The sequence below is a fragment of the Belnapia mucosa genome (assembly GCF_016775475.1).
In the GTDB taxonomy this organism is placed as follows: Bacteria; Pseudomonadota; Alphaproteobacteria; order Acetobacterales; family Acetobacteraceae; genus Belnapia; species Belnapia mucosa.
The window spans coordinates 1-23,326 of record NZ_JAEUXJ010000016.1; the positions used below are offsets into that span (position 1 = coordinate 1).

The 23,326-nt window shown below is 72.6% G+C and carries 24 protein-coding genes; 12 read left to right on the forward strand and 12 right to left on the reverse strand.

Going from position 1 to position 23,326, the window contains the following annotated elements; all coding sequences use genetic code 11:
* Nucleotides 1–100: 100 nt before the first annotated feature.
* From JMJ55_RS24655 to JMJ55_RS24685, 7 genes are all read right to left on the reverse strand, one after another.
* Nucleotides 101–811 carry a pirin family protein gene (locus JMJ55_RS24655; RefSeq protein WP_202828277.1) on the reverse strand — a complete coding sequence of 237 codons (711 nt, stop codon included), beginning with the start codon at nucleotides 809–811 and terminating at the stop codon, nucleotides 101–103.
* Nucleotides 812–1,149: 338 nt separating this feature from the next.
* Nucleotides 1,150–1,689 (reverse strand): NADH-quinone oxidoreductase subunit B family protein, encoded by a 540-nt coding sequence (locus tag JMJ55_RS24660; protein WP_202828278.1) that lies wholly within the window; start codon nucleotides 1,687–1,689, stop codon nucleotides 1,150–1,152.
* A gap of 17 nt (nucleotides 1,690–1,706) precedes the next feature.
* Complete coding sequence (locus JMJ55_RS24665; protein WP_202828279.1) at nucleotides 1,707–3,218, reverse strand: hydrogenase large subunit; 1,512 nt, start codon at nucleotides 3,216–3,218, stop codon at nucleotides 1,707–1,709.
* Nucleotides 3,215–4,654, reverse strand: coding sequence for a proton-conducting transporter transmembrane domain-containing protein (locus tag JMJ55_RS24670; RefSeq protein WP_202828280.1), 1,440 nt, complete (start codon nucleotides 4,652–4,654; stop codon nucleotides 3,215–3,217). Before JMJ55_RS24670 ends, JMJ55_RS24665 begins: the two co-directional genes overlap by 4 nt.
* Nucleotides 4,654–5,322 carry a hydrogenase-4 component E gene (locus JMJ55_RS24675; RefSeq protein ID WP_202828281.1) on the reverse strand — a complete coding sequence of 223 codons (669 nt, stop codon included), beginning with the start codon at nucleotides 5,320–5,322 and terminating at the stop codon, nucleotides 4,654–4,656. The genes JMJ55_RS24670 and JMJ55_RS24675 overlap by 1 nt, the downstream gene beginning before the upstream one ends.
* Nucleotides 5,319–6,278, reverse strand: coding sequence for a respiratory chain complex I subunit 1 family protein (locus tag JMJ55_RS24680; protein WP_202828282.1), 960 nt, complete (start codon nucleotides 6,276–6,278; stop codon nucleotides 5,319–5,321). Before JMJ55_RS24680 ends, JMJ55_RS24675 begins: the two co-directional genes overlap by 4 nt.
* The gene (locus tag JMJ55_RS24685; RefSeq protein ID WP_202828283.1) at nucleotides 6,279–8,279 is read right to left on the reverse strand and encodes a proton-conducting transporter transmembrane domain-containing protein; all 2,001 of its coding nucleotides are present in this window, start codon (nucleotides 8,277–8,279) and stop codon (nucleotides 6,279–6,281) included.
* Nucleotides 8,280–8,471: 192 nt separating this feature from the next.
* Here JMJ55_RS24685 and JMJ55_RS24690 point away from each other — a divergent pair, with 192 nt between their 5' ends.
* Genes JMJ55_RS24690 through JMJ55_RS24700 form a run of 3 tightly spaced genes read left to right on the forward strand, consistent with a single transcriptional unit; the run spans nucleotide 8,472 to nucleotide 11,579 of the window.
* Nucleotides 8,472–9,572, forward strand: coding sequence for a TRAP transporter substrate-binding protein (locus JMJ55_RS24690; RefSeq protein WP_202828368.1), 1,101 nt, complete (start codon nucleotides 8,472–8,474; stop codon nucleotides 9,570–9,572).
* 23 nt (nucleotides 9,573–9,595) lie between these two features.
* Nucleotides 9,596–10,144, forward strand: coding sequence for a TRAP transporter small permease subunit (locus JMJ55_RS24695; RefSeq protein ID WP_202828284.1), 549 nt, complete (start codon nucleotides 9,596–9,598; stop codon nucleotides 10,142–10,144).
* A gap of 19 nt (nucleotides 10,145–10,163) precedes the next feature.
* Nucleotides 10,164–11,579 carry a TRAP transporter large permease gene (locus JMJ55_RS24700; RefSeq protein WP_202828285.1) on the forward strand — a complete coding sequence of 472 codons (1,416 nt, stop codon included), beginning with the start codon at nucleotides 10,164–10,166 and terminating at the stop codon, nucleotides 11,577–11,579.
* A 63-nt stretch (nucleotides 11,580–11,642) separates the two neighbouring features.
* Here the strand turns inward: JMJ55_RS24700 and JMJ55_RS24705 are convergent, their stop codons facing one another.
* Nucleotides 11,643–13,058, reverse strand: a complete 1,416-nt coding sequence (locus JMJ55_RS24705) for an amidase family protein (RefSeq protein WP_202828286.1) — start codon at nucleotides 13,056–13,058, stop codon at nucleotides 11,643–11,645.
* Nucleotides 13,059–13,172: 114 nt separating this feature from the next.
* Between JMJ55_RS24705 and JMJ55_RS24710 the strand changes: the two genes are divergently transcribed.
* Entirely contained in the window at nucleotides 13,173–13,382 is a 210-nt protein-coding gene (locus JMJ55_RS24710; protein ID WP_090664183.1) for a hypothetical protein, read from the forward strand.
* A 6-nt stretch (nucleotides 13,383–13,388) separates the two neighbouring features.
* Here the strand turns inward: JMJ55_RS24710 and JMJ55_RS24715 are convergent, their stop codons facing one another.
* The 4 genes from JMJ55_RS24715 to JMJ55_RS24730 all read right to left on the reverse strand — a co-directional run bounded on the left by JMJ55_RS24715 (nucleotide 13,389) and on the right by JMJ55_RS24730 (nucleotide 16,722).
* Nucleotides 13,389–14,123, reverse strand: a complete 735-nt coding sequence (locus tag JMJ55_RS24715; RefSeq protein WP_202828287.1) for a 2OG-Fe dioxygenase family protein — start codon at nucleotides 14,121–14,123, stop codon at nucleotides 13,389–13,391.
* Nucleotides 14,120–14,887, reverse strand: coding sequence for a (Fe-S)-binding protein (locus tag JMJ55_RS24720; RefSeq protein WP_202828288.1), 768 nt, complete (start codon nucleotides 14,885–14,887; stop codon nucleotides 14,120–14,122). The genes JMJ55_RS24715 and JMJ55_RS24720 overlap by 4 nt, the downstream gene beginning before the upstream one ends.
* A 65-nt stretch (nucleotides 14,888–14,952) precedes the next feature.
* Nucleotides 14,953–16,002 (reverse strand): murein transglycosylase A, encoded by a 1,050-nt coding sequence (gene mltA, locus JMJ55_RS24725; RefSeq protein ID WP_202828289.1) that lies wholly within the window; start codon nucleotides 16,000–16,002, stop codon nucleotides 14,953–14,955.
* A gap of 42 nt (nucleotides 16,003–16,044) precedes the next feature.
* Nucleotides 16,045–16,722, reverse strand: a complete 678-nt coding sequence (locus JMJ55_RS24730; RefSeq protein WP_202828290.1) for a Tim44/TimA family putative adaptor protein — start codon at nucleotides 16,720–16,722, stop codon at nucleotides 16,045–16,047.
* Nucleotides 16,723–16,835: 113 nt separating this feature from the next.
* Here JMJ55_RS24730 and JMJ55_RS24735 point away from each other — a divergent pair, with 113 nt between their 5' ends.
* The 8 genes from JMJ55_RS24735 to JMJ55_RS24770 all read left to right on the forward strand — a co-directional run bounded on the left by JMJ55_RS24735 (nucleotide 16,836) and on the right by JMJ55_RS24770 (nucleotide 23,322).
* Nucleotides 16,836–17,414: a histidine phosphatase family protein gene (locus JMJ55_RS24735; RefSeq protein ID WP_202828291.1), complete on the forward strand. Its 579-nt coding sequence runs from the start codon at nucleotides 16,836–16,838 to the stop codon at nucleotides 17,412–17,414.
* Between the two features lie 54 nt (nucleotides 17,415–17,468).
* Nucleotides 17,469–17,945 carry a protein-export chaperone SecB gene (secB, locus tag JMJ55_RS24740; RefSeq protein ID WP_202828292.1) on the forward strand — a complete coding sequence of 159 codons (477 nt, stop codon included), beginning with the start codon at nucleotides 17,469–17,471 and terminating at the stop codon, nucleotides 17,943–17,945.
* Between the two features lie 127 nt (nucleotides 17,946–18,072).
* Nucleotides 18,073–19,263, forward strand: coding sequence for a DegT/DnrJ/EryC1/StrS family aminotransferase (locus JMJ55_RS24745; RefSeq protein WP_202828293.1), 1,191 nt, complete (start codon nucleotides 18,073–18,075; stop codon nucleotides 19,261–19,263).
* Nucleotides 19,264–20,463 (forward strand): glycosyltransferase family 4 protein, encoded by a 1,200-nt coding sequence (locus JMJ55_RS24750; RefSeq protein WP_202828294.1) that lies wholly within the window; start codon nucleotides 19,264–19,266, stop codon nucleotides 20,461–20,463. It begins immediately after the preceding gene.
* Nucleotides 20,460–21,539, forward strand: a complete 1,080-nt coding sequence (gene wecB, locus JMJ55_RS24755) for a non-hydrolyzing UDP-N-acetylglucosamine 2-epimerase (protein WP_328702772.1) — start codon at nucleotides 20,460–20,462, stop codon at nucleotides 21,537–21,539. Before JMJ55_RS24750 ends, wecB begins: the two co-directional genes overlap by 4 nt.
* Nucleotides 21,536–22,669 carry a glycosyltransferase gene (locus tag JMJ55_RS24760; RefSeq protein WP_236034026.1) on the forward strand — a complete coding sequence of 378 codons (1,134 nt, stop codon included), beginning with the start codon at nucleotides 21,536–21,538 and terminating at the stop codon, nucleotides 22,667–22,669. The genes wecB and JMJ55_RS24760 overlap by 4 nt, the downstream gene beginning before the upstream one ends.
* 7 nt (nucleotides 22,670–22,676) lie before the next feature.
* Nucleotides 22,677–22,913: a DUF4160 domain-containing protein gene (locus JMJ55_RS24765; RefSeq protein ID WP_202828296.1), complete on the forward strand. Its 237-nt coding sequence runs from the start codon at nucleotides 22,677–22,679 to the stop codon at nucleotides 22,911–22,913.
* The gene (locus JMJ55_RS24770) at nucleotides 22,900–23,322 is read left to right on the forward strand and encodes a DUF2442 domain-containing protein (protein WP_202828297.1); all 423 of its coding nucleotides are present in this window, start codon (nucleotides 22,900–22,902) and stop codon (nucleotides 23,320–23,322) included. Before JMJ55_RS24765 ends, JMJ55_RS24770 begins: the two co-directional genes overlap by 14 nt.
* The last annotated feature ends 4 nt before the right edge of the window (nucleotides 23,323–23,326 follow it).

Sequence of the window (23,326 nt, forward strand, 5' to 3'; positions counted from 1 at the left end):
TCGCCCTCGGCGACGGCCTCGACTACCTCTACCTCGTCGGCATCACCAAAGCCCAACTGCTCGAAAGCGACTTCGTCCTGTGAAGCCTGACGGCGGCGGATTACTCCGCCGCCACCTCCACCAGCACCAGCTCCGCATCCTCCTGCGCGCTGATTTCCAGCATCGCCTCATCGACGATGCCGGCGCCGTCGCGGGCACCAAGCGGCTTGCCGTTCACCGTGACGGCGCCCTTGGCCGGCACGAGATAGGCCGCACGCCCTGCCGCCAGGGGCTGGCGCAGCACCTGCCCGGCCTTCAGCGTCGCCGCCATCACCGCGCCATCCACGTTCAGCGGCAGCGCATCGCCGCCGGCATCGCCTGGCCGGCCGCTCGCCAGCACTTCGAACCCGGCCTCGCGCCGCTCCTTCGGGAATTGCCTGGCGCCCCAATTCGGCGCCAGGCCGCGGCGGTCGGGGATGATCCAGATCTGGAAGATCTTCGTCGTCTCCGGCTCCAGGTTGTATTCGCTATGCACCACGCCGGTCCCGGCCGACATGATCTGCACATCGCCCGCCTCGGTGCGGCCTTCATTGCCCATGTTGTCGCGATGGGTGATGGCGCCCTCGCGGACGTAGGTGATGATTTCCATGTCGCGGTGCGGATGCGGGTCGAAGCCGGTGCCGGCGGCGATCTCGTCATCGTTCCAGACGCGCAGCCGGCCCCAATTCATCCGGGCGGGATCGTGGTAGCCGGCGAAGGAGAAGTGGTGGCGGGCCTTCAGCCAGCCATGATTGGCGCCACCGAGGCTGTTGAAGGGGCGGACATCGATCATCGCGGGAAACTCCCTCGAAGGGATGCCGGCGGGGCCGGCGGGATGGCCCCCTAGATAGGGCGCGGCCGGCCCACTGTCCCATCGCCCCCGGCCATGGCGGTCATTCATGCGCCCCATGGTGCTGCCCCGGGGCGCTGCATGAACGCAAGTTAAGCTGCCTCACACCTCCCGTAGAGGCGGACTGGCCGAGACTTGCCCCTGTCGTCCTGTTGGCCCGGCTTCGGGCGGACGGACGGGCGACGTTCGGCAGTGGCTATTTCCCGGCAAGCCGCTGTCAGACTGGCAGCCTCTGGCAGCCATCGGGCCGGCTGGATCCGTCCGGCCGGCCCGTTTCTTTTTCAATCCGGCTTGGGTTTCGGCTCCGCCTGCGCCTCCAGCAGCGCCAGCAGCCCTTCCAGCAGCTGCCGTGGCGTCGGCGGGCAGCCGGGGATCAGCAGATCGACCGGCAGCGCCGTGCCGATCCCGCCCTCCACCGCCGGGCTGCCTTTGAAGACGCCGCCATCCGCCGCGCAATCGCCGACCGCGACTACCCAACAGGGCTCCGGCATGCAGGCGGCGGTGCGTTCCAGCGCCTCGCGCATGTTGCGGGTCAGCGGCCCGGTCACCAGCAGCACATCGGCATGGCGCGGGCTGGCGACGAAGCGCAGGCCGAAGCGCTCGAGGTCATGGACCACATTCCCGGCGGCATGGATCTCCAGCTCGCAGCCATTGCAGGACCCGGCATCCACATGCCGGATCGCCAGGCTACGGCCGAGCCGCACCCGCGCCGCCTCCTCCAGCCGCACCGCCAACGCCTCGGCCACCACCTCCGGCACGGCCGGCGCCGGATCGGTCAGCGGCCGGCTGAACAGCCCGCGGGCGAGCTGCGGCCAGAGCATGTCCCGCCAGCCCCGCATCACAGATCGACCCCGCTATAGGAGCCGTTGATGCTTTTGTTGATGAGCGGGAAATCGGCCACGATATTGCCCTCGATCGCCGCCTCCAGCAGCGGCCAGTGCAGCCAGGACGGATCGCGCGGAAATGCGGCGCGGAGCAGCCCGCCATCATCGAGCGCGACCCAGTGCAGGCACTCGCCGCGGAAACCCTCGACCAGCCCCAGCCCCTCCCCGCCCCGCTGCGGCAGCGGGGCGGCGAGCGGCCCCTCCGGCAACCCTTCCAGGAAGCCCCGCGCCAGCCGGATGGATTCGCCGATCTCCGCCAGCCGCAGCCGCAGCCGGGCATCGACATCGCCCTCCGCCAGCACCGGCACGGTGAGCGCGCCATAGGGCGCATAGCCCGGCCAGCGCCGCGCATCGAAGTCACGGCCCGAGGCCCGGCCGACCACACCGCCGGCGGCGAAGCGCGCGGCCAGCGCCGGCGCCACGGTGCCGGTGCCGACCACCCGGTCGGCGAGGCTCGCATGCCCCTCATAGACCGAGGCCAGGCGCGGCAGCTCCGCCGCCACCGCCTCCAGCGCCGCCTCGATCGCCGCGGCACCGCCCGGGCGCAGGTCGTCGGTGACGCCGCCGGGCACCACCCGGTCCATCATCAGCCGGTGGCCGAAGGCCGCGGCGGCGGCGCGCAGCAGCGCCTCGCGCAGCGCCCCGGCCCTGGCATGCGGCCAGGCGAAGGCGGCGTCGTTGCAGGCGAAGCCCCAGTCGTTCAGGTGGTTGTGCAGCCGCTCCAGCTCGGCCATCAGCGCCCGCAGCGCGAGCGCCCGGGGCGGGACCTCGGCCCCCGTGGCCGCCTCCACCGCCTGGGCGAAGGCCCAGCTATGCGCGACGGTGGAATCGCCGGATAGCCGGGCTGCGAAGCGCGCCGCGGCGCGCGGCGGGCGGCCCAGCATCAGCCCGATCTGGCCCTTATGGACATAGCCGAGCCGCACCTCCAGCCGCACCACCGTCTCGCCCTGGACATGGAAGCGGAAATGCCCCGGCTCAATCACCCCGGCATGCACCGGCCCGACCGGGATCTGATGCACCCCCTCCCCCTCGACGGGCAGGAAGACCGGCTGCGGCACCGAGAGCGGCGCCGGCCCCGGCCGCAGGGCCAGCGGCCCGGTGGCGGGCCAGCGCCCATGATCCAGCCAGGGCCGCTGATCGATCCCGTCCTCCGCTACCAGGCCCCAAAGGTCGCGGATCATCCGCTCGAACCAGGCGGCGGCCGGCCGCACCGGCGAGAGGCCCTGATAGCGCCCCTCCGGCGCGGCGCAGGAGACGAGGCGGATCTCCGTCCCGATCACCAGCGCCGCATGCACCATGGCCGGCTCCGCCCAGAGGCCGAGCAGCGCCACCTCGGGCGAGGCCGCCAGCGCCTCGACCAGCGCGGCCCATTGGCTGCGGTCCAGCAGGTGGCGCGGATGCGGCCGGCAGGGCTGTTCCTGCCCGTGCCGGATCAGCCGCAGCAGGGCTTCGGGCTCCGTGCTCATCCCGCCACCCCCGCCGCTTCGCCGAGCAGGGCCCTAACCGGCCCCGGCAGGGCCGCGCCCAGCAGCAGCGCCAGCGCCAGGTGCAGCCAGATCGGGCCGAGCACCGTCCAGCCCGGGGCCGGCCCTGCCAGGTCCGGCCGCGCCTCGCCGAGGCAGAGCGCCTGCCCCACGGTGATCTTCGCCGCCACCGCCACCAGCAAACCAAGGCCGAGCGGCAGCACGGCCCAGGCATGATGCGAAGCCGCCTCGGCCAGCAGCAGGAATTCGCTGGCGAACAGGGCGAAGGGCGGCAGCCCCGCCACCGCCAGCACCGCGACCAGCAGCGCCCAGCCCAGCGCCGGCTGCGAGGCGCAGAGCCCGCCGAGATCGGCGAGGCGCTGCGAGCCGCGGAGCCGGATCGCGGCGCCGATGCCGAAGAAGGCGGCCGACTTCGCCAGGGAATGGCCGAGCATGTGCAGCAGCCCCGCGAGATTGCCGACCGCGCCGCCGAAGCCGAAGCCGCAGGCGGCGAGGCCCATATGCAGGATGCTGCTCCAGGCGAAGAAGCGCCGCGCATCCCGCCGCCGCCACAGCGCGAATGCCGCGACCAAGACGGACGCCAGGCCGAGCGCCAGCAGCAGATTCTCCGGCGGCACCACATCCGGGTTCGCGCCGAGGATCGCCTTCACCCGCAGCACCGCATGCAGCGCCGCATTCAGCAGCAGGCCCGACAGCACGGCGGAGATCGCGATCGGCCCCTCGGCCTCGGCATCCGGCAGCCAGGCATGCAGCGGGACCAGCCCGGCCTTGGTGCCATAGCCGACCAGGATGAAGACGAAGGCGAGGTTCAGCACGCCCGGATCGCAGCGCGCCGCGACGGCCCGCAGCGCCGCCCAGGAGAGCCCATCCGCCCCGCCCGTCACCGGCTGCGCCGCCAGATGCAGGATGATGGTGCCGAGCAGGGCCAGCGCGATGCCGACGCCGCAGAGGATGAAGAATTTCCACGCCGCCTCGATCGCCGGCGGCGTGCCATGGACGCCGACCATCAGCACGCTGGCGAGGGTCGCGATCTCGATCGCCACCCACATCACGCCCATATTGTCGGCCAGCAGCGCCAGGGCCTGCGCGCCCATGAAGGTCTGGAAGGCGGCGTGATAGGCGCGCAGCCGCAGCGTATCGAAAGCCTCCGTCTCGACGGCGCCCAGCGAATAGATCGCGGTGGTCAGGCCGATCAGCGCGGCGACCAGCAGCAGCGGCAGGTTCAGCGCATCCAGCCGGGTCCAGCCCTGCACCGCAAACGGCTCCCCGATCACGACGAGGGCCAGCAGGAAGCCGGCGGCCGAGACGCCGCAATTGACCCGCGCCGCCAGCACTTCCCCCTTCAGGAAAGCGAGCAGGACGGCCCCGGCCCAGGGCAGCAGGACCAGGAGCCAGGCGAGGGAGAACTCCTCCGGCATCAGCCGCCCTCGCCGCGATGCGGGTGCAGCAGCGCGATATCGACGCTGTCGAACCGCCCGCGGATCTGGAAGACGAAGACGCCGGCCACCACCAGCACCAGCATCACCAGCGCAGCGGTCGAAAGCTCCACCACCAGCGGCATGCCGGCGACGCCGACGGCGGCCAGTACCAGCCCGTTCTCCAGGCTCATCAGCCCGACCACCTGCAGGATGGCATTGCGCCGCGTGATCATCATCAGCATCCCGAGCAGCACGACCGAGAGGGCGATCGCCAGATCCTCCCGCGCCATCGCCGCGACGCCGGTGGTGATCGGCAGCGCGACGAGGATCGAGAGCGCGACCAGCGCCACGCCGGCCAGCAGGCTCGGCCCGATGCCGAGCGCCGTGTCCACCCCGCGCGCCAGGGCCAGCCGGCGGATCAGCAGCCTGAGGGCCAGCGGGATCAGCACCGCCTTGGCGCCGAGCGCGATCAGCGCGGTGAGGTAGAGCTGCGGCGCATCCTGCACGAAGCCCTGCCAGGCCGCGGCGGCGGCGAGCAGCGCGCCCTGCGTCGCCAGCGCATTCACCACCGCCCCGACCCGCCGCTGATAGAGCAGCATGAAGGAGAGCAGCAGCATCCCGCCGCCCAGCAGATGCGCGACGTCATAGGGAAGCTGGCCGAAGGTCATGCGAGGCCTGTCGAGACGAAGAGCAAGGCGGCGGCCAGCAGCGCCAGCAGCAGCGCCGCGCCGAGGAATTCCGGCACCCGGAAGACCCGCATCTTGGCGACCGCGCTCTCGAAACCGGCGAGCATCAGGCAGAGCCCGCCCATCTTCACCGCCCAGGCCAGCAGCCCGACCAGCCAGGCCAACGGCCCGCTGCCGGCCGGCGCCGCGCCGAAGGGCAGGAAGACCGCCGCCACCAGGGCCAGCCAGAGGGTCAGCCGCAGCGCCGCCGCATAGTCCCAGAGGGCGAGGTGCCGCCCCGAGGCCTCCAGCAGCATCGCCTCATGCACCATGGTGAGTTCGAGATGCGTCGCCGGATTATCGACCGGAATGCGGCCATTCTCCGCCACCGCCACCGCCAGCATCGCCACCGCCGCCAGCCCGAGCGAGACCCGCAGCCCGAGCGCCCCGTCGTGGAAGGTGGCCGAGACCGCATCCAGGTTGGTCGTGCCCGCCAGGATCGCAAAGGTCAGCACGCAGAGCAGCAGGGCCGGCTCGGCGAAGGCCGAAAAACTCATCTCCCGCGCCGCGCCCATGCCGCCGAAGGCGGTGCCGACATCCATCCCGGCGAGCGCCAGCGCCATCCGCGCGAGCGCCAGCAGCCCGGCCAGCAGCACCAGATCGCCGACCGGGGCCAGCAGCATGCCGCGGGCGAAGCTCGGCACCAGCGCCACCGCCACCGCCGTCGCGGCGAAGCCGGCAAAGGGCGCGACCTCCGAGATGACGGAGGCATTCTCCGCCAGCACCGGGCGCTTGCGCAGCAGCTTCAGCAGGTCCCGCCAGGGCTGCAGCGGGGAGGCGCCACGCCGCCCCATCATCCGCGCCTTCAGCCAGCGCACCAGGCCGATGACCAGCGGCGCCGCCGCCAGCACCAGCGCCAGGTGCAGGAGCTGCACGAGAATCGAACCGAGGATCAGCACCTAGCCACCCTCCAGCCAGGCCAGCAGCGCCAGCAGCCCGACCAGCGTGCCAAAAGCCATTGAGAGGCAGCCGCGGATCGAGAGGTCGCGCAGCCGCTCCACCTGCGCCGCCACCGCATCCCGCAGCCGCGCCGCCGGGGTGAGCAGGAACCGGCCGGAGGGATCGGCGAAACCCGCCTCGAGCCGCGCCGGGCGGGTCTCGCCGGGGGACGGCATCGCCACCGCCTCGCGCCCCGCCAGCAGCGCCCCGCCCAGCATCCGCCGCAGCGGCTGGGCGAGGCCGGCGGCGCTCGGCTGGCTCAGCGGGTCGCCGAAGATCAGGTGCTCCGGCGGGTCGATGAAGCCGCAATTCCAGACCGGCCCCCGCCGCGTCGCGCCGGGCGAGCGCCAGCGGATCACCGCCCAGGCCCCCACCCCCGCCAGGCCGAGCAGCAGCGCGACCGAGAGCGGCAGCAGCCCCGCCTGCCCCTCGCCCGCCGCCAGACCCACGCCCTGCGCTATCCCCTGGGCCGGCACCTGCGCCGCGCCGGCCAGCAGCCGGATCGCCGGCTCCGCCAGGGCCAGCGCCGCGCCCGGAACCAGTCCGATCAGCAGGGTCAGCCCCGCCGGCAGCAGCAGGGCGAGAAGCTCGAACCGCCCCGCCTCCCGCGCCCCGGCGCCGCGCGGGCTGCGCGGCCGGCCGAGGAAGGCCATGCCGAAGAAGCGCAGCATCGCCGCCGCGGCCAGCGCCGCCGCCATGGCGACCAGGGCCAGCGCCGCCGCCGCGGCCATCTGGGCGCCGAATTCATCGAGCCGCCAGCCGGCCAGCAGCGCCTGCAGCAGCAGCCATTCGCTGGCGAAGCCGGAAAGAGGCGGCAGCGCCGCCGCCGCGCCCAGCCCGACCAGCGCCAGGACCGCCGTGCGCGGCATGGCATGGATCAGGCCGCCGAGCCGGTCGAGCCGCCGGCTGCCCGCCGCATGCAGCACCGCCCCGGCGACGAGGAAGAGCAGCGTCTTGAACAGCCCATGCGCCAGCGCGTGCAGCAATGCCGCCCCCGCCGCCAGCGCCGCCAGCGCCCCGAGATCGGCGCCGCGGAACAGCAGCGCGAGGCCGAGGCCCATCGTCACCAGCCCTACATGCTCGATGGTCGAGCAGGCGAGGAGCGTCTTCGTATCCTCTTCGAGATTGGCGCGCAGCGCCCCGAACACCGCCGAGGCGGCACCGAGGGCCAGCAGCGGCAGCCCCCACCAGCCCGGCTGCACCGGCCCGGCAAGGTCGAGCAGCAGCCGCGCCAGCACATAGAGCGCAACCTTGGTCATCACCCCCGACATCAGCGCCGAGGCATGGCTCGGCGCCGCGGCATGGGCGAGCGGCAGCCAGGCATGCAGCGGCACCAGCCCCGCCTTGGTCCCCGCCCCGAGGAGCGCCAGGACCAGCACCGCATTCGCCCGCCAGCCCTCCGGCGGCACCGCCCGGATGGCGGCGAATTCCACCGCGCCCAGCAGGCCGAACGCGGCGACGAGGCAGAGCCCGGCCAGTGCCGCGAAGACGAGATAGAGCCGCGCCGCCGCCCGGTTCGACTCCTCCCGGTGGTCCAGCGCGACCAGGGCCCAGGAGGCGACGGACATCGCCTCGAAGCCGAGCAGCAGGGTGAAGCTGTCGGCGGCCAGCAGCGCCAGCGCCATGCCGAAGAGGAAGAGCGGCCAGGCCACCAGCCCGCGCGGCGGCCCGCCGAGGGCGAAGACCGAGGCCGAGGCCCCCGCCAGGCCGAGCAGCAGCAGGAACCAGGCCGAGAGCCCGTCCATCGCCAGCCCCGCCCCGCCCCAGGCCGGGCCGAAGGGCAGCCCCAGCACCCCCTCCGGCAGGCCGAAGCCGAGGCTGCCGCCGGCCGCCAGCGCCAGCAGCAGGCAGAGCCCGGCCGAGCCCCCATGCACCACCAGCCCGCCACGCCGCCCGAGCGGCAGGGCCAGCGCTGCCAGCAGGGGGAAGCCGAGAAGGCCGAGGGCGAGCGCCGTCAGCACGGAATGGGAAGGATGGATGGCACGGCGGGCATCCTATCCCGGCCTCGCGACCGGCGCGAAGGGGCCTTTGCCGCCCCGACCGTTGCCAACCATGGAAAAACACTCACTTAACAACCGCGCAATGAGAGGATAGAGAGCGCCTTCGCGCCGCTGGCGCCAGGGGACTGCTTCGTCCGGGAGACAAGCTTGACAATGGATCGTCGTGGGTTGTTCGCCGGCGCCGCAGCCGCCGGCACGCTGGCCTTGGCCACCCCTGCCCTGGCGCAGGCGATGCCGGAGGTGCGCTGGCGCTGCGCCTCCTCCTTCCCGAAATCGCTCGACACGATTTACGGCGCCGGTGAACACGTCGCGAAGCGCGTCGCCGCGCTGACCGACAACAAGTTCCAGATCCGGGTCTTCGCCGCCGGGGAGCTGGTCCCGGGCCTCGCGGTCGCCGATGCCGTCCAGAACGGCACGGTCGAATGCGCCCATACCGCCAGCTACTACTTCGTCGGCAAGGACCCGACCTTCGCCTTCGACGGCGCCGTGCCCTTCGGGCTCAATATGCGCCAGAACAACGCCTGGCTGCAGGCCGGCGGCGGGCGGGAGATCCTCAAGGAGTTCTTCGAGGGCTTCAATACCGTCTCCATCCCCGCCGGCAATACGGGCGCCCAGATGGGCGGCTGGTTCCGCAAGGAGATCAAGACCGTCCAGGATCTCTCGGGCCTGAAATTCCGCGTCGGCGGCTTCGCCGGCAATGTTCTCCAGAAGCTCGGCGTCGTGCCGCAGCAGATCGCCGGCGGCGATATCTACCCGGCGCTGGAGAAGGGCACGATCGATGCCGCGGAATGGATCGGCCCCTATGACGACGAGAAGCTCGGCTTCAACCGCGTCGCCCAGTACTACTACTACCCGGGCTGGTGGGAGGGTTCGCTGAACCTCTCCTTCTACATCGCCCGCGCGAAGTATGAGGAGCTGCCGCAGATCTACAAGGACGCGCTGGAAAGCGCCTGCCGCGACAGCACCATCGAGACCATGGCCAAATACGACGTGCAGAACCCGCAGGCGCTGCGCCGCCTGATCGGCGCCGGCACCCAGCTCCGCGCCTTCCCGCGCGAGGTGATGCAGGCCTGCTACAAGGCCGCCTTCGAGCTCTATGACGAGACGGCGGCCAAGAACCCGGCCTTCAGGAAGGTCTATGACCACTGGCGCGCCTTCCGCGACAGCCAGTACCAGTGGTTCCGCGTGGCCGAGAGCAGCTTCGACAATTTCGGCTATTTCATGCAGTCGCAGGAACAGCAGCAGCGCCGCTAGGGCGCCTGGGAGGCTGGTGTAGAATGGGTCCCCTGCTCGCCTTCAGCCGTGGCGTGGACAAGCTGAATGCCGCGGTCGGCAAGCTGGCCGACTGGGCGGTGCTCGCCGCCTGCGTCATCAGCGCCGGCAATGCCTTCGTGCGCTACGGCGTCTCCTACAGCTCCAATGCCTGGCTGGAGGTGCAGTGGTACCTGTTCGGCGCCATCGTCCTGCTCGGCGCCTCCTATACCCTGTTCCGGAACGAGCATGTCCGGGTGGACCTGCTCTATGGCAATGTCTCCGAGCGCACCCGGCTCTGGATCGATGTCTTCGGCTTCATCGTCTTCATGCTGCCGGCGGTCATGCTGCTCGCCTGGATGACCTGGCCCTTCTTCGTCGATAGCTGGGTGCGGTCCGAGGGCAGCCCCAATGCCGGCGGGCTGATGCGCTGGCCGGTGAAGCTGCTGCTGCCGGTCGGCTTCTTCCTGCTGACGCTCCAGGGCTTTTCGGAGCTGATCAAGCGCATCGCCCTGCTCCGCGGCATCCGGCCCTCGGCCGAGGTGGTGGTCGAGTACCACCGCCCCGAGCAATGAACCAGGACCCACCGATCCGATGACCCTCGACATGGATGTGATGGCCCCGCTGATGTTCGGCGGGCTGGTCGTCTTCCTGCTGATCGGCTTCCCGGTCGCCTTCAGCCTCGCCGCGACGGGGCTGTTCTTCGGCTTCCTCTCGATCGAGCTGGGCTTCTTCACGCCCTCCTATCTCGGCAACCTGCCGCTTCGCGTCTTCGGGATCGTGCAGAACGACCTGCTGCTCTCGATCCCCTTCTTCACCCTGATGGGCGCCATCCTCGAACGATGCGGCCTGGCCGAGGATCTGCTGGAGGGCACTGGCCAGCTCTTCGGCAAGATTCCGGGCGGCCTCGCCTATGCCGTCATCCTGGTCGGTGCGGTGCTCGGCGCCATCACCGGCACGGTCGCCGCCTCGGTCATCGCCATGGGCATGATCTCGCTGCCCATCATGATGCGCTACGGCTACGACATGCGGATCGCCACCGGCGTGATCGCGGCCTCCGGCACCATCACCCAGGTCATCCCGCCCTCGCTCGTGCTCATCGTCCTCGGCGACCAGCTCGGCAAGTCGGTCGGCGACATGTATGCGGGCGCGATCGGGCCTTCCATCCTGCAGGTCCTGCTCTTCATCCTGTTCATCGCCGGCGTCAGCATCTTCGCGCCCCACAAGGTGCCGCCCCTGCCGGACGAGGCGCTGACCCAGCGCGGCTGGCCGCTGATCTGGCGCGTGGCGAAGGGCATGGTGCCCTCCATCGTGCTGATCTTCCTCGTGCTCGGCACCATCTTCCTCGGCCTCGCCACGCCGACCGAGGCGGGCGCGATGGGCGCGGTCGGCGCCATCGGCCTCGCCTGGGTCAATGGCCGCTTCACCTGGCCGCTGCTGCGCCAGGCGATGGAGAACACCATGCGGATCACCGCCATGGTGATCTTCATCCTGATGGGCGCCACGGTGTTCAGCCTGGTCTTCCAGGGCGTCGACGGCTCGCTCTGGATCGAGCACATGCTGATGAAGCTGCCGGGCGGCGCGACCGGCTTCCTCATCGCGGTCAACATCTTCATCTTCTTCCTGGCCTTCTTCCTCGACTTCTTCGAGATCGCCTTCATCGTCATCCCGCTGCTGGCTCCCGTCGCGGCCAAGCTCGGCATCGATCTCGTCTGGTTCGGCGTGCTGATCTGCGTGAACATGCAGACCAGCTTCATGCACCCGCCCTTCGGCTTCGCGCTCTTCTACCTCCGCGGCATCGCGCCCAAGGAGGTCCGCAGCAGCGACATCTACTGGGGCGCCATCCCCTGGGTGTTCCTGCAGCTGGTGCTGGTCGCCATCGTCATCTTCTGGCCGCAGAGCGTGACGTACTGGATCGACAGGGGCACGGGCGTGGACCCGAGCACGGTGCGCATCGAGGTGCCGCTGCCCGACCTGCCGGAGGATGATTCGCCGCCGGTGTTCCGGTAAGGCGGGGGCTCTGCCCCCGCACCCCCGCCGGGGGGAAAGCTTCCCCCCGGGCCCCGTCAGTCGTTAGCCGATGACCGGCGTCGCCATCGGACAGGCCGCCTCCACCACCTCCGCCGCATCCAGCGCCAGATCCTCCCGCCAGCGCGGCGCGATGATCTGCACCCCCATCGGCAGCCCCTCCGGCGTCAGCCCGGTCGGCACGGAGACGCTCGGCAGGCCGAGCAGCGGGGTCGCCAGCAGCGGCTGCTGTGCCCGGTAGACCGAATCGAAGCCCTGCTGCCCCGCCACGTCGAGCCCCTGCGGGAAGGGCGGCTCCCCGGAGACGGGGCAGAGCACCAGCGGCACCTCCGCCATGAAGCGCGCCCAGTCCCGCTGCCGCGTCGTCCGCCGGGCGGCGAGGCGCATATACCCATCGAGGTCGGTCGGCGGGCAATGCGCGAGCATATACCGGTAGGTGTCCTGCGCGCCCGGATCGGCATAGCGCTCGAAGGTCTCGGCCATGAACAGCCGCGCCTCGCCATGGGCGAAGGCGTCCCAGTCCCGCGCCGTGCCGGCGAAATCCGGCGGCTCCCGCTCCTCCACCGCATAGCCGGCGGCGGCCAGGATCTCGCCCGCCCGCCGCACTGCTGCCGCGACCTCCGGATGCACCCCCGTCCCGGCCGGGTCGATGCTCAGCGCGACGCGGATCGGCCGCGGCAGAGGCGGCCCCTCCAGCGGCGCCGGCATCCACCAGGGGTCGCGCGCATCCCCGCGCGCCATCACCGCCAGCGCCACCCGCAGATCGGCGACGCGGCGCGCCAGCGGCCCTTGCGTGGACATCAGCTGGCCCGAGAGCGGCCGCTCCGCCGCCATGGTCGGGTTGAAGGCGGGAATGCGCCCGAAGCTCGGCCGGATGCCGGCGATCCCACAGGCATAGGCCGGGTAGCGCACGCTGCCGCCGAGGTCATTGCCATGCGCGATCGGCCCGATCCCCGCCGCGCAGGCCGCCGCCGCCCCGCCGGAGGAGCCGCCCGGCGTATGGTCCCGGTTCCAGGGGTTCAGCGTCCGCCCATGCAGCGCATTCTCGGTGAACCAGCGCATGGAGAGCGCCGGCGTATTGGTCCGCCCGACGATGATGGCCCCAGCGGCGCGGAGATTGGCGACGACGGCGCTGTCCTCCGGCGCGATCAGGTCGCGCCAGGGCACGCAGCCATTGCTGGTCGGCAGCCCGCGCTGATCGGCATTGATCTTGGTTGTCACCGGCACGCCGTGCAGCGGCCCGACGGCTTCGCCGCGGGCGATGGCGGCATCGGCGGCATCGGCGGCGGCCAGCGCCTCCTCCTCCAGCACCAGCACCACGGCATTGATGGCGGGGTTCACCGCGGCGCAGCGGTCGAGCACCGCCCGTACTGCCTCCCGCGCCGAGACCGCGCGCAGCCGGATGGCCCGCGCCAGGTCGATGGCGTCCCAGCGCCAGAGTTCGGAGGGAAGATGCTGCATGGAGGCCGTCCCCTTGGCTGAAGGCGGCCATCATGGCCCCGCGGACACCAGGCTTTGTAGCCCCGTCCGCGGCCCGATCGGGCAAACTCGGGCCGAATAGGAAGGATCACGGCCATGGCCGACAGCTACATGCAGGACCGTGCGGAGGAGCTGGCCCAGCATCTCCGGCTCAATGACGGCAAGTCGGGCTATGTCGAGGCGACCGCGGATGGCTTCCGGGTCTATGTCCGGCGCAAATGGCCGGGCAAGCAGCTCGCCAGCTGGGACGGGCTGCCGATCGAATGGCACGAGAATGTCGGCACCAACAAGGCCGCCAACCGGTAGGCGGCCTCAGCCGCCGTCGCGCTTCCAGGTGATGACCAGCACGTCCCGGCAGGAGGGCAGCGCCGGATCGGCCGGCTGCACCGGCGTCACCCCATGCATCACCCGCCGGTCGTCGATGAAGGCGGTGTCCAGCCGGTCGAGCAGGGTGAAGCGCGCCAGCTCCGTCCCCTCGTCATCGGTGATCAGCGTCTCGCCGCCCGCGAGGTTGGTGCGCGCGATCATGCCGATCAGCACGTAATCGACGCCATCGTGGTGGACGCCCTCCGGCGTCGGGAAGCCCGGCGCGCCGGCCGCGGCCTCGATCCGGAACTGGTGGACCTCGACGAACCAGTCGGCGCCCGGCGTCCCCGCATCGGCGACGGCGCGGCCGAGATCGAGCATCGCCCGCAGCGCCGGCCCATCCGCCACCGCATCCTCGATCGGGGCGAACCAGCGCTCCACCCCGCCATTCAGGCTGTTATGGACCACCGCCTGGAAATGCGGCCGGTGCGGTCCCCGCAGATGGCCGGGGAGGCCGGCGCGGGCGGCAAAATTGGCATGCCGCCGGCGGCGGTAGCGCCCGCCATCGGCCATGAAGCGGTCGGTCTCCAGCCGCTCCCAGCTCGCCGCGAATTCGTCGAGCGCGGCCGGCGGCAGCGCCAGCCGCGCCGCCAGCGCCTCGCCCGCCACCCGCGCGAAGCCGCGCGCCGCGACCTCCGCCAGCAGCCCGTCCCCGTCCTCGATCCGCAGCGCCGCGCTCATGTTGCCTCACCGATCGCGGGCGCTTCCTCGGTGCGGCCCGCCAGCACTTCCGCCACATGGCGCACCTTCACCGGCACGCCTTCCCGCTTCAGCCGCCCGGCCATGTTCAGCAGGCAGCCGAGATCGCCGGCCAGCACCGTATCGGCGCCGGTCGAGGCGATGGACTTCACCTTGTCGGCCACCATCCGGGTCGAGATGTCCGGGTATTTCACGCAGAAGGTGCCGCCGAAGCCGCAGCAGATCTCGGCATCCGGCATCTCCTTCACCACCACCCCCGGCATGCTGGACAGCAGCTTGCGCGGCTGCGCCTTCACCCCGAGCTCGCGCAGGCCCGAGCAGCTGTCGTGATAGGTGACGACGCCCCGGTGCCGCGCCGCGACGCTCTCCATCCCCCGCACATCGACGAGGAAGGAGACCAGCTCATGCGTCTTGGCGCCCAGCGCCTCGGCCTTGCCGCGGTATTCGGGGTCGTCGTCGAACAGGGCCGGGTAGTGGTGGCCGATCATCCCGCCGCAGCTGCCGCTGGGGACGACGACATGGTCATAGGGCAGGAATTCGTCGATCACGGCGCGGGCCAGGTCCTTCGCCGTCTGCCTATCGCCGGTGTTGTAGGCGGGCTGGCCGCAGCAGGTCTGGGTGCGCGGCACCTCCACCTGGCAGCCCGCCTCCTCGAGCAGGGCGATGGCCGAGAAGCCGACCGTCGGCCGGTAGAGATCGACCAGGCAGGTGACGAAAAGCGCGACGCGGGGACGGGTCTGGAGCATGCCTGCAATCTAGGCGCGCGGCGCCCGCGGCGAAAGGATGCCGGCGGCGGAACTGTACTGCCTCCTCAGCGGGGCAGTAGCAGGTACAGTTCGGAGGTCTCCCGCATCAGCCCGGCGCGGGTCTCGGCCTCTGGTCCCCAGCCCCAGAACAGGTCACCCCGCGCCACGCCGCGGATCGCGCCGCCGGTATCCTGCGCCAGCACCAGCCGCCGCAGCGGCGTCCCGTCCAACGGGTCGCGCGTGGCGAGAAAGACCGGCGCGCCGAGCGGCACCACCCCCGCATCCACCGCCAGCGACCGCCCCGGCGTCAGCGGCACGCCGAGGGTGCCGATCGGTCCCGCCTCCGGGTCCAGCCCCTCGACCTGTCGGAAGAAGACATAGGAGGGGTTCTCCCGCAGCAGCGCCGCCGCCTCGCCGGGCGGGGCGGTGCCGAGCCAGGCGCGGATCGCCTGCATCGACATCGCCTCCCGCGCGATGGCGCCGCGCGCGATCAGGCTGGCCCCGATCGGCCGGTAGGGATGCGCATTCCGCCCGGCATAGCCGAGCCGCAGCACCCGCCCATCCGGCAGCCTGACGCGGCCCGAGCCCTGGATCTGCAGGAAGAAGGCATCGACCGGATCATCCAGCCAGGCCAGTTCCAGCCCCTGCCCTTCCAGCCCACCCGCCTCGATCGCCGCGCGGTCGAGCAGCCTGAGCGGCCCCTCCGGCGGCGGGGCATAGAGCGGCACCGCATGCTCCCCGCCCGGCCACTCCGCCCCGCGCAGCTCCGGCTCGTAATAGCCGGTCACCAGCCCGGTTCCGAGCGGGTGCGGCGTGAACCAGCTCTCGAAGAAGGCTGCGGCGCCTTCGGGCGGGACGGTGGCGACCGCCTCGCAGGCCGGGCGCCAGGGCGCGGCGAATTCCGCCGGCCCCGCCAGCAGCGCCTCGCAGGAGCGGCGCAGGGCCGGCAGCGCCGCCTCCGGCGCCTCCCCCGGCCATCCGGGGATGCCATCGAACGGCCCCGCCCCGCCCAGCAGCAGGGCGAAGGCGGCGGCGAGAAGGCGATTCTTGAAGGGTGTCCTGCCGTGGCTTTGCCACGGCAGGCGGGGCCGAAGCCTCGGGCGACCTGCCCTCATCCGGGGCCCCCGCAACGCCGCGCAGCGGTGTTGTGGGGAATGCTAGGCGCTTTGCGTCGACACCAGCTTCCAGGTCGGGTCCGCCTGTTGCAGATCGCGCTGGAAGGTCCAGAGATCGGTCAGTTCGGTGACCGCATCGCTGCCCGTCACCACCTCGCCATTGCGGCCGGTGGTCAGGTTGATCTGGTCGGTGACGAAGCGGACGGTGACATCGGCCACCGTGCCGCGCAGATCGGCCGCCTCGATCCCCAGCTCATGCACGCCGCGGATCTCGGTCCGCTGCCGCTCGCCGGCGGCCTCGCGGGCGCTGATCGCCCTCTCGAAGCCGGCATAGGTGTCGTCCGAGAGCAGCGGCCGCAGCGTCGCCCGGTCGCCGGCGGCGAAGGCGGTGACGATCATGCGGAAAGCCGCCTCGGCGCCGTCGAGGAAGCGGTTCGGCTCGAAGCTGTGGTCGGCCGCGACGATGCGCTGCAAGGCCTGGCCCGGCGGCGTGCGCGGATCGGGCACGACGCGGCGCCCGCCGCCCGCCTGGGGCGCCGGCACCGGCTCGGCCACGCCATCGATGGTCGCCGGACGGGGGTCGAAGCCGCCCGGACGCGCCTCGGGCTGCACCGGTCGTTCGAAACCGGTGCGCTTGCCCAGCACGCTCCGCAGCCGCAGCACCAGGAAGGCCGCGATCATGGCGAAGAGGATCAGATCGACCGGAAAGCCGCCCGTCATTCATGAACTCCTTTTCACCTATCTAGGGTGGCGCGGCCCCGCCCGCAACGGCCGGCAGGGTGGACCACGCCTGAACAATGGACCATGAACGGCGGAAAGGGGGGCCGCGCTTCATGATCCTGCTGCGCCACGGGCAGAGCGAATTCAACCTGCATTTCACCGCCACCAAACGCGACCCCGGCATCCCCGATCCCCGCCTGACGCCGCTCGGCCAGGAACAGGCCGAGGCAGCGGTGCTGGCGCTCGCCGAGATGCCGCTGCGGCGCATCATCGCCTCGCCCTATACTCGCGCCCTGCAGACCGCGGCGCCCATCGCCCGGCAGCGCGGCCTGCCGATCCTGGTCAATCCGCTGGTGCGCGAACGCTATGCCTTCTCCTGCGATGTCGGCTCGCCGCGGATGGAGCTCGCCATCGCCTTCCCGGAGGTGGACTTCGCCCATATCGAGGAGGTCTGGTGGCCCGCCATCGAGGAGCCGGACCAGGGGATCGAGCAGCGTGCCGCCCTGTTCCGCGCCGAGCTGGCCGCCCTGCCGGATTGGGAGGAGACGCTGGTCGTCTCCCATTGGGGCTTCATCCTGGCGATGACCGGGGAGCGGGTGATGAACGGCGAATGGCGCCGCTGCGACCCGACCGGGCCGGCGCCCGAGGCCATCCAGTGGCGCCTGCCGCATGCCAGCGCGGTCAAGCCCTGACACCCGGCGGGGCGGCGTGCTAACCCGCCACCCCTTTTCCCGAAAGGCATCCCGATGTCCGACCAGCCGAACGGCGATCCCAACGACGCCCCCATGGGCCCGCTGGTGCTGAACCTGCAATACACCAAGGACCTCTCCTTCGAGGTGCCCGGCGCGCCGGAGATCTTCGCCACGCTGCGCGAGCAGCCGCGGGTCGACCTCCAGCTCGATGTCCAGGCGCGGCCGATCCAGGAGGGGGGCAATGTCTTCGAGGTGTCCCTCCAGATCCGCGCCGATGCCCAGGCCGAGGGCAAGGCCTGCTTCATCGCCGAGCTGGTCTATTGCGGCATCTTCACCGTGACCGTCCCGCCCGAGCAGCTGGAGCCGGTGCTGCTGGTCGAATGCCCGCGCCTGCTCTTCCCCTTCGCCCGCAACATCCTGGCCGATGTGACGCGCGATGGCGGCTTCCCGCCGGTGATGCTGGCGCCGATCGACTTCGTCACCCTCTGGCAGTCCCGCCGCGGCGAAGGCCAGGTCGCCGGCACGGCCTGAGCGGCAGCGGGCCGGCGCCGTCCGGCCCGTCCAGCCCTCTCTGTTGTGATGACGAAACAAACCTCTTGCGCCCGGGTCGATTCGTTGCGTCTATAGTATGGTCTGCTAACGCAACGAGAGCCAACCCATGCCCATCGCCCAGGCGGTGCCCGTTGCCCCGCCGGCCCTTCGCCGCCCGACCCGCCCGGCCGCCGAGCCGATCCTGCTCTCGCCCCCCCAGCTGACCGGGCAGGAAATCCACCGCCTCGCCGCCACCCTCGAATCCGGCTGGATCGCCCCGGCCGGTCCGGTCCCCGCCGCCTTCGAGGCCGCCCTCGCCCCCGTCCTCGGCCTGCCGCAGGTTCTCGCCACCGCCTCCGGCACCGCCGCGCTGCATCTCGGCTACCGGGTCCTCGGCCTGGTGCCGGGGGACGAGGTCTGGACCGCCACCCTCACCTATGTCGCCACCATCGCTCCTGCGGTACAGATGGGCGCCCGCCCCCGCTTCCTCGATGTCGCCGAGGAAAGCTGGACCCTCGACCCGAACCTGCTGGAACGCGAACTGGCCCGCGCCGCCCGCGCCGGCCGCCTGCCCCGCGCCGTGGTCCCGGTCGATCTCTTCGGCCAGAGCTGCGACCTCGATGCCATCACCGCTCTCTGCGACCGCTGGGGCGTCGCCGTGCTCTGCGACAGCGCGGAATCCCTCGGCGCCACCCGGCGCGGCAGGCCGGCCGGCCAGGGCGCCCGGCTCGCCGCCTTCAGCTTCAACGGCAACAAGATCATCACCGCCGGCGGCGGCGGCGCTCTCGCCTCCGACGACCCGGCGCTGATCGCCGAGGCCCGCCGCCTCGCCGCCCAGGCGAAGGAGGCGGCGCCGCATTACCAACACGAGACTACCGGCTATTCCTACGGCCTCTCCTCCATCCTCGCCGCGGTCGGCCTCGCCCAGCTCGGCGCCCTGCCGGCGCGGGTCGAGGCCCGCCGCGCCATCTTCGCGCGCTACCAGGCCGGGCTCGGCGACTTGCCGGGCATCGCCTTCATGCCGGAACCCGACTGGAGCCGCGGCACCCGCTGGCTGACCGCCCTCACCCTCGACCCGGCGGCAGGCGCGCCGGGGCGCGAGGCCGCGCGCCTCGCCCTCGCCACGGCGGGGATCGAGAGCCGCCCGGTCTGGAAGCCGATGCATCTGCAGCCCGCCTTCCGCCGCGCCCCGCGCGCCGGCGGCGCGGTCGCCGCCCAGCTGTTCGAACAGGGCCTCTGCCTGCCCTCCGGCAGCGCCCTCGGCGCCGCGCAGCAGGCGCGGGTCATCGGCATCCTTCGCGGCCTGTGGAACGCCTGATTGCGCCTTCTCTACCTGCACCAGCATTTCTCGACGCCCGAGGGTGCGACGGCGACGCGGAGCTTCGCCATGGCCGGGGCGCTGGCGGCGCGCGGGCATCAGGTGACGCTGGCCTGCGGCCAATATGCCGGGGCGGTCACCGGCCTCGCCGGCCCCTTCCGCCGCGGCAGGCGGGAGGGCGCGGTGGCCGGCTTCCGGGTGGTGGAATTCGCCATCCCCTGCGGCAATGTCCAAGGCGCGGCGGCCCGGTCGCGCGCCTTCCTCCGCTATGCCGCCCGTGCGACGACGCTGGCGCTGGCCGGGCGGTTCGACCTGGTGCTGGCCAGCTCCACCCCGCTCAGCGTGGTGCTGCCGGCGCTGGCCGCCCGGCGCCTCCGCCGGCTGCCTTTCGTCTATGAGATGCGCGATCCCTGGCCGGAACTGCCCCGCGCCATGGGGGTGGGCGGCCCGGCGCTCTGGCGCGCCATGAGTCGGGTGGCGGATGCCGCCTGCCGCGAATCCCGCGCCGTCATCGCCCTGTCGGAGGGCATGGCGGAGACCGCCCGCGCCCGCGGCGCCCGGCAGGTCGCGGTGCTGCCCAATGGCTGCGACCTCGCGCTCTTCGGTCCCGGCATCCGGCCCTGGCGCCCGCCCGGCATCCCGCCGGAGGCGCTGCTCGCCGTCTATGCCGGGGCGCATGGCCCGGCCAATGGCCTGTTCCAGCTGCTGGAGGCGGCGGCCCTGCTGCGTGACCGCCGCCTGCTGATCCTGCTGGTCGGCGAGGGCGCGGAGCGGCCGCGGCTGATGGCCGCCGCGCGCCTGCTGCCCAATCTCCGCTTCCTCGACCCGATGCCGAAGCCCCGCCTCGCCGCGCTGCTGGCCGCCAGCCAGATCGGGCTGCATTGCCTGGCGCCGGTCCCGGCCTTCGCCGAATGGACCGCGCCGAACAAGCTGATGGACTGCATGGCGGCCGGCCTGCCCACGGTCTCCAATGCCGGCGGCCGCGCCGCAAGGCTGCTGGAGGCGGATCCGCTCGGCCCCTGCGGCATCGCGGTGCCGCCCGGCGATCCGGCGGCGCTGGCCGCGGCGCTGGATGGGCTGGCCGCCGATCCCGATCGCCGCGCCGCGCTCGGCCGCGCTGGCCGGGCCCAGGCCGAGCAGCGCTGGGACCGGCGCCTGCTGGCCGAGCGCTTCTGCGCGGTGCTGGAGGCGGCGGCGTGAGGGAGCTGCACCTGGTCGCCGCCGCCCGGCCCAACCTGCCGAAGCTGGCGGCGCTGTGGCATGCGCTGGCCGAGGCCCGGCTGCCGCTGCGCCCGGCGCTGCTGCATACCGGCCAGCACCACGACCCGGCGCTGTTCGGCGGCCATCTGGCGGCACTCGGCCTGCCGGAGCCGGAGATTCGCCTCGGCATCGCCTGCGGCGGCCATGCGGCGCTGACCGGCCGCACCATGATGGCGGCGGCGGAGTGCTGGACGGCCCGCCGTCCCGCCGCCGTGGTGGTCGCCGGCGATGTCGATGGCACGCTGGCCGCCGCACTCGCCGCCCGCAAGCTGGCCCTGCCGCTGATCCATCTGGAGGCCGGGCTGCGCTGCGCCGATGCCGACATGCCGGAGGAGATCAACCGCCGCGCCATCGATGCCATCGCCACCCATCACTGGGCCCCCGATGCCGCCAGCGCCGCCCGCCTCGCCGCCGAGGGGCATGGGCAGGTCCGCGCCGTCGGCAATGCGATGATCGACACGCTGCTGCGCCGCCTGCCGGAGGCGCGCGACCGGCCGCTGCCCGAGGGCCTCGCACCCGGTGGCTACGGCGTCGTCACCCTGCATCGCGCCGCCAATGTGGATGACCCGGCCGCCTTCGCCGCGCTGCTCGATGGCCTCGCCGCCGCCGCCCGGCTGCTGCCGCTGGCCTGGCCACTGCACCCCCGAGCCGCCGCCCGGCTGGCCACGCATCGCCTCGCCCCGCCGCCGGGTGTCCTGGTGCTGCCGCCGCTGCCCTATCCGGATTTCCTGGCGCTGCTCGCCGCCGCCCGACTGGTCGCCACCGATAGCGGCGGGGTGCAGGAGGAAGCGGCGGTGCTCGGCCTGCCCTGCCTCACCCTCCGCCCCTCCACCGAACGGCCGGTGACGCTGGAGGCGGGCGGCAACCGCCTCGTCGCGCCGGATGCCCTGGCGGAGGCGGTCGCCACCGTCCTCGCCGGCGCCTGGCCGCGCGCCCGGCCGATTCCGCTCTGGGACGGGCGGGCCGGGGAACGGATGGTGGCGCATCTCGCCGAGCAACCCTGGTGCGCCGGATGATCCTGCTGCTCTCGGCCGCGCATCCCCATGACGATATCCGCGTGGTGCGGAAGGAGGGCGCGGCGCTGGCCGCCGCCGGCTGGCCGGTCTGCCACCTCGCCCCCGGGCCCGAGGATGCGCCCACCGCCCTGGCGGGCGTCTCGATCGAGACCTATCGCCGCCCGCCCGGCTGGCGCGGCAGGCTGCGCTACCTGCCGCGCCTCGCCGCCCGGGCCGCGTCCAGCGGCGCCACGGTGCTGCATGCCAGCGAGCCGGATGCCTGGGCCGCCGCCCTGCTGGCCGCGCGGCGCAGCGGCGCCCGGGTCGTGCTCGACGTGCATGAGCATTATCCCTCCCGGCTCGATTCCCGCCTGGCCGCGCCGCTGCGGCCGGTGGCGCGGGCGGCGCTGCGGCTGCTCTGCCGTCTGGCCGGCCGCGCCGCCGATGCGGTGGTGGTGGCGAAGGATGGGCTGGCCGGGGATTTCGCCGCCCCCGCCCGGACGCTCGCGGTGCGGAACTACGCCCTGCCCGCCGCCGTCACGCCGCGCTGCCACCGCCCCGGCCCGCTGACCCTGGTCCATGCCGGCGCCATGACCCGCAGCCGCGGCTGGCCGCAGATGCTGGACGCCCTGGCCCTGCTGCCGGAGGGGACGCGCCTCCGCCTGATCGGCCGCTTCACCGATGGGTCGGAGGCCGAGTTCCGCGCCCGGGCCGCCCGCTTCGGCGACCGGGTGGAATGCCTAGGCTGGCTGCCGCAGCCCGAGGCGCTGGCGCGGCTGGCGGAATGCGACATCGCCCTGATCCTGTTCCAGCCGGGCGAGGAGAACCACCGCCTCGCCCTGCCGCATAAGCTGTTCGATGCCATGCAGGCCGGGCTGCCGGTCATCGCCCCCGCCTTCGCCACCGAGGTCGCCGGCATCGTCAGCGCCGCCGCCTGCGGCGAGCTGGTCGAGACCGCCGACCCCGGCGCCATCGCCGACGCCATCCGCCGGCTGGAGAATCCGACCCGCCGCGCCCTCCTCGGCGAAGCCGGCCGCCGCGCCGCTGCCACCGACTATGCCTGGGCCGGCGAGGCGGCGCGGCTGGTCGCGCTCTATCGCCGGCTGCTGAAGGATTCGCGCCCGCTTCCGAAGGGCTTGGGTTTCGGCTAGGCTCCCCGTGCCCACCGTCCTTCGCATCGAGGGGTTGCGGTTCGTGGTCTATCCCAATGACCATCCGCCAGCCCATATCCATGTCGTCGGCCCGGGCTGGGTCGTAGTGGTCAACCTGCTGGGGCCGGAGCTGCGCGAGGCGATAGGCTGCCAGGAGGCGGAAGCCCGGCGCGTGCTGCGGCTGGTCGCAGCGCACCGGACCTCATTGCTGGAGGCCTGGAGGCGGTGGCATGGCGGAGCCTGAGCTGACGACGGAAGCCTTCGAGACAGCCCGCGAGCGCGGCGAGGCCCGGCTGCGCGGGCCGCGGGCCGAGGCCGCGCATTACGATGCCGGGCGCGACCGGGTCATCCTGCGGCTGACCACGGGCATCGAGATCGGCTTCGCGCCGCGCGACGCCGAAGGGCTGCAAGGCGCCAAGCCGGAGGATCTGTCGGAGATCGAGATCGATGCCCTCGGACTCGGGATCCACTTCCCGCGGCTCGATGCCGACCTCTATCTGCCCGCGCTGCTGGACGGGGTGCTTGGCTCGCCGGGCTGGATGGCGGCCCGGCTCGGCGCGGCCGGCGGCAAGGCCCGCGGCGGCGCCAAGGCCGCGGCCGCGCGGGCCAATGGCCGGCGGGGTGGGCGGCCGCGCAAAGCGGCTGCGGGCTGAGGCC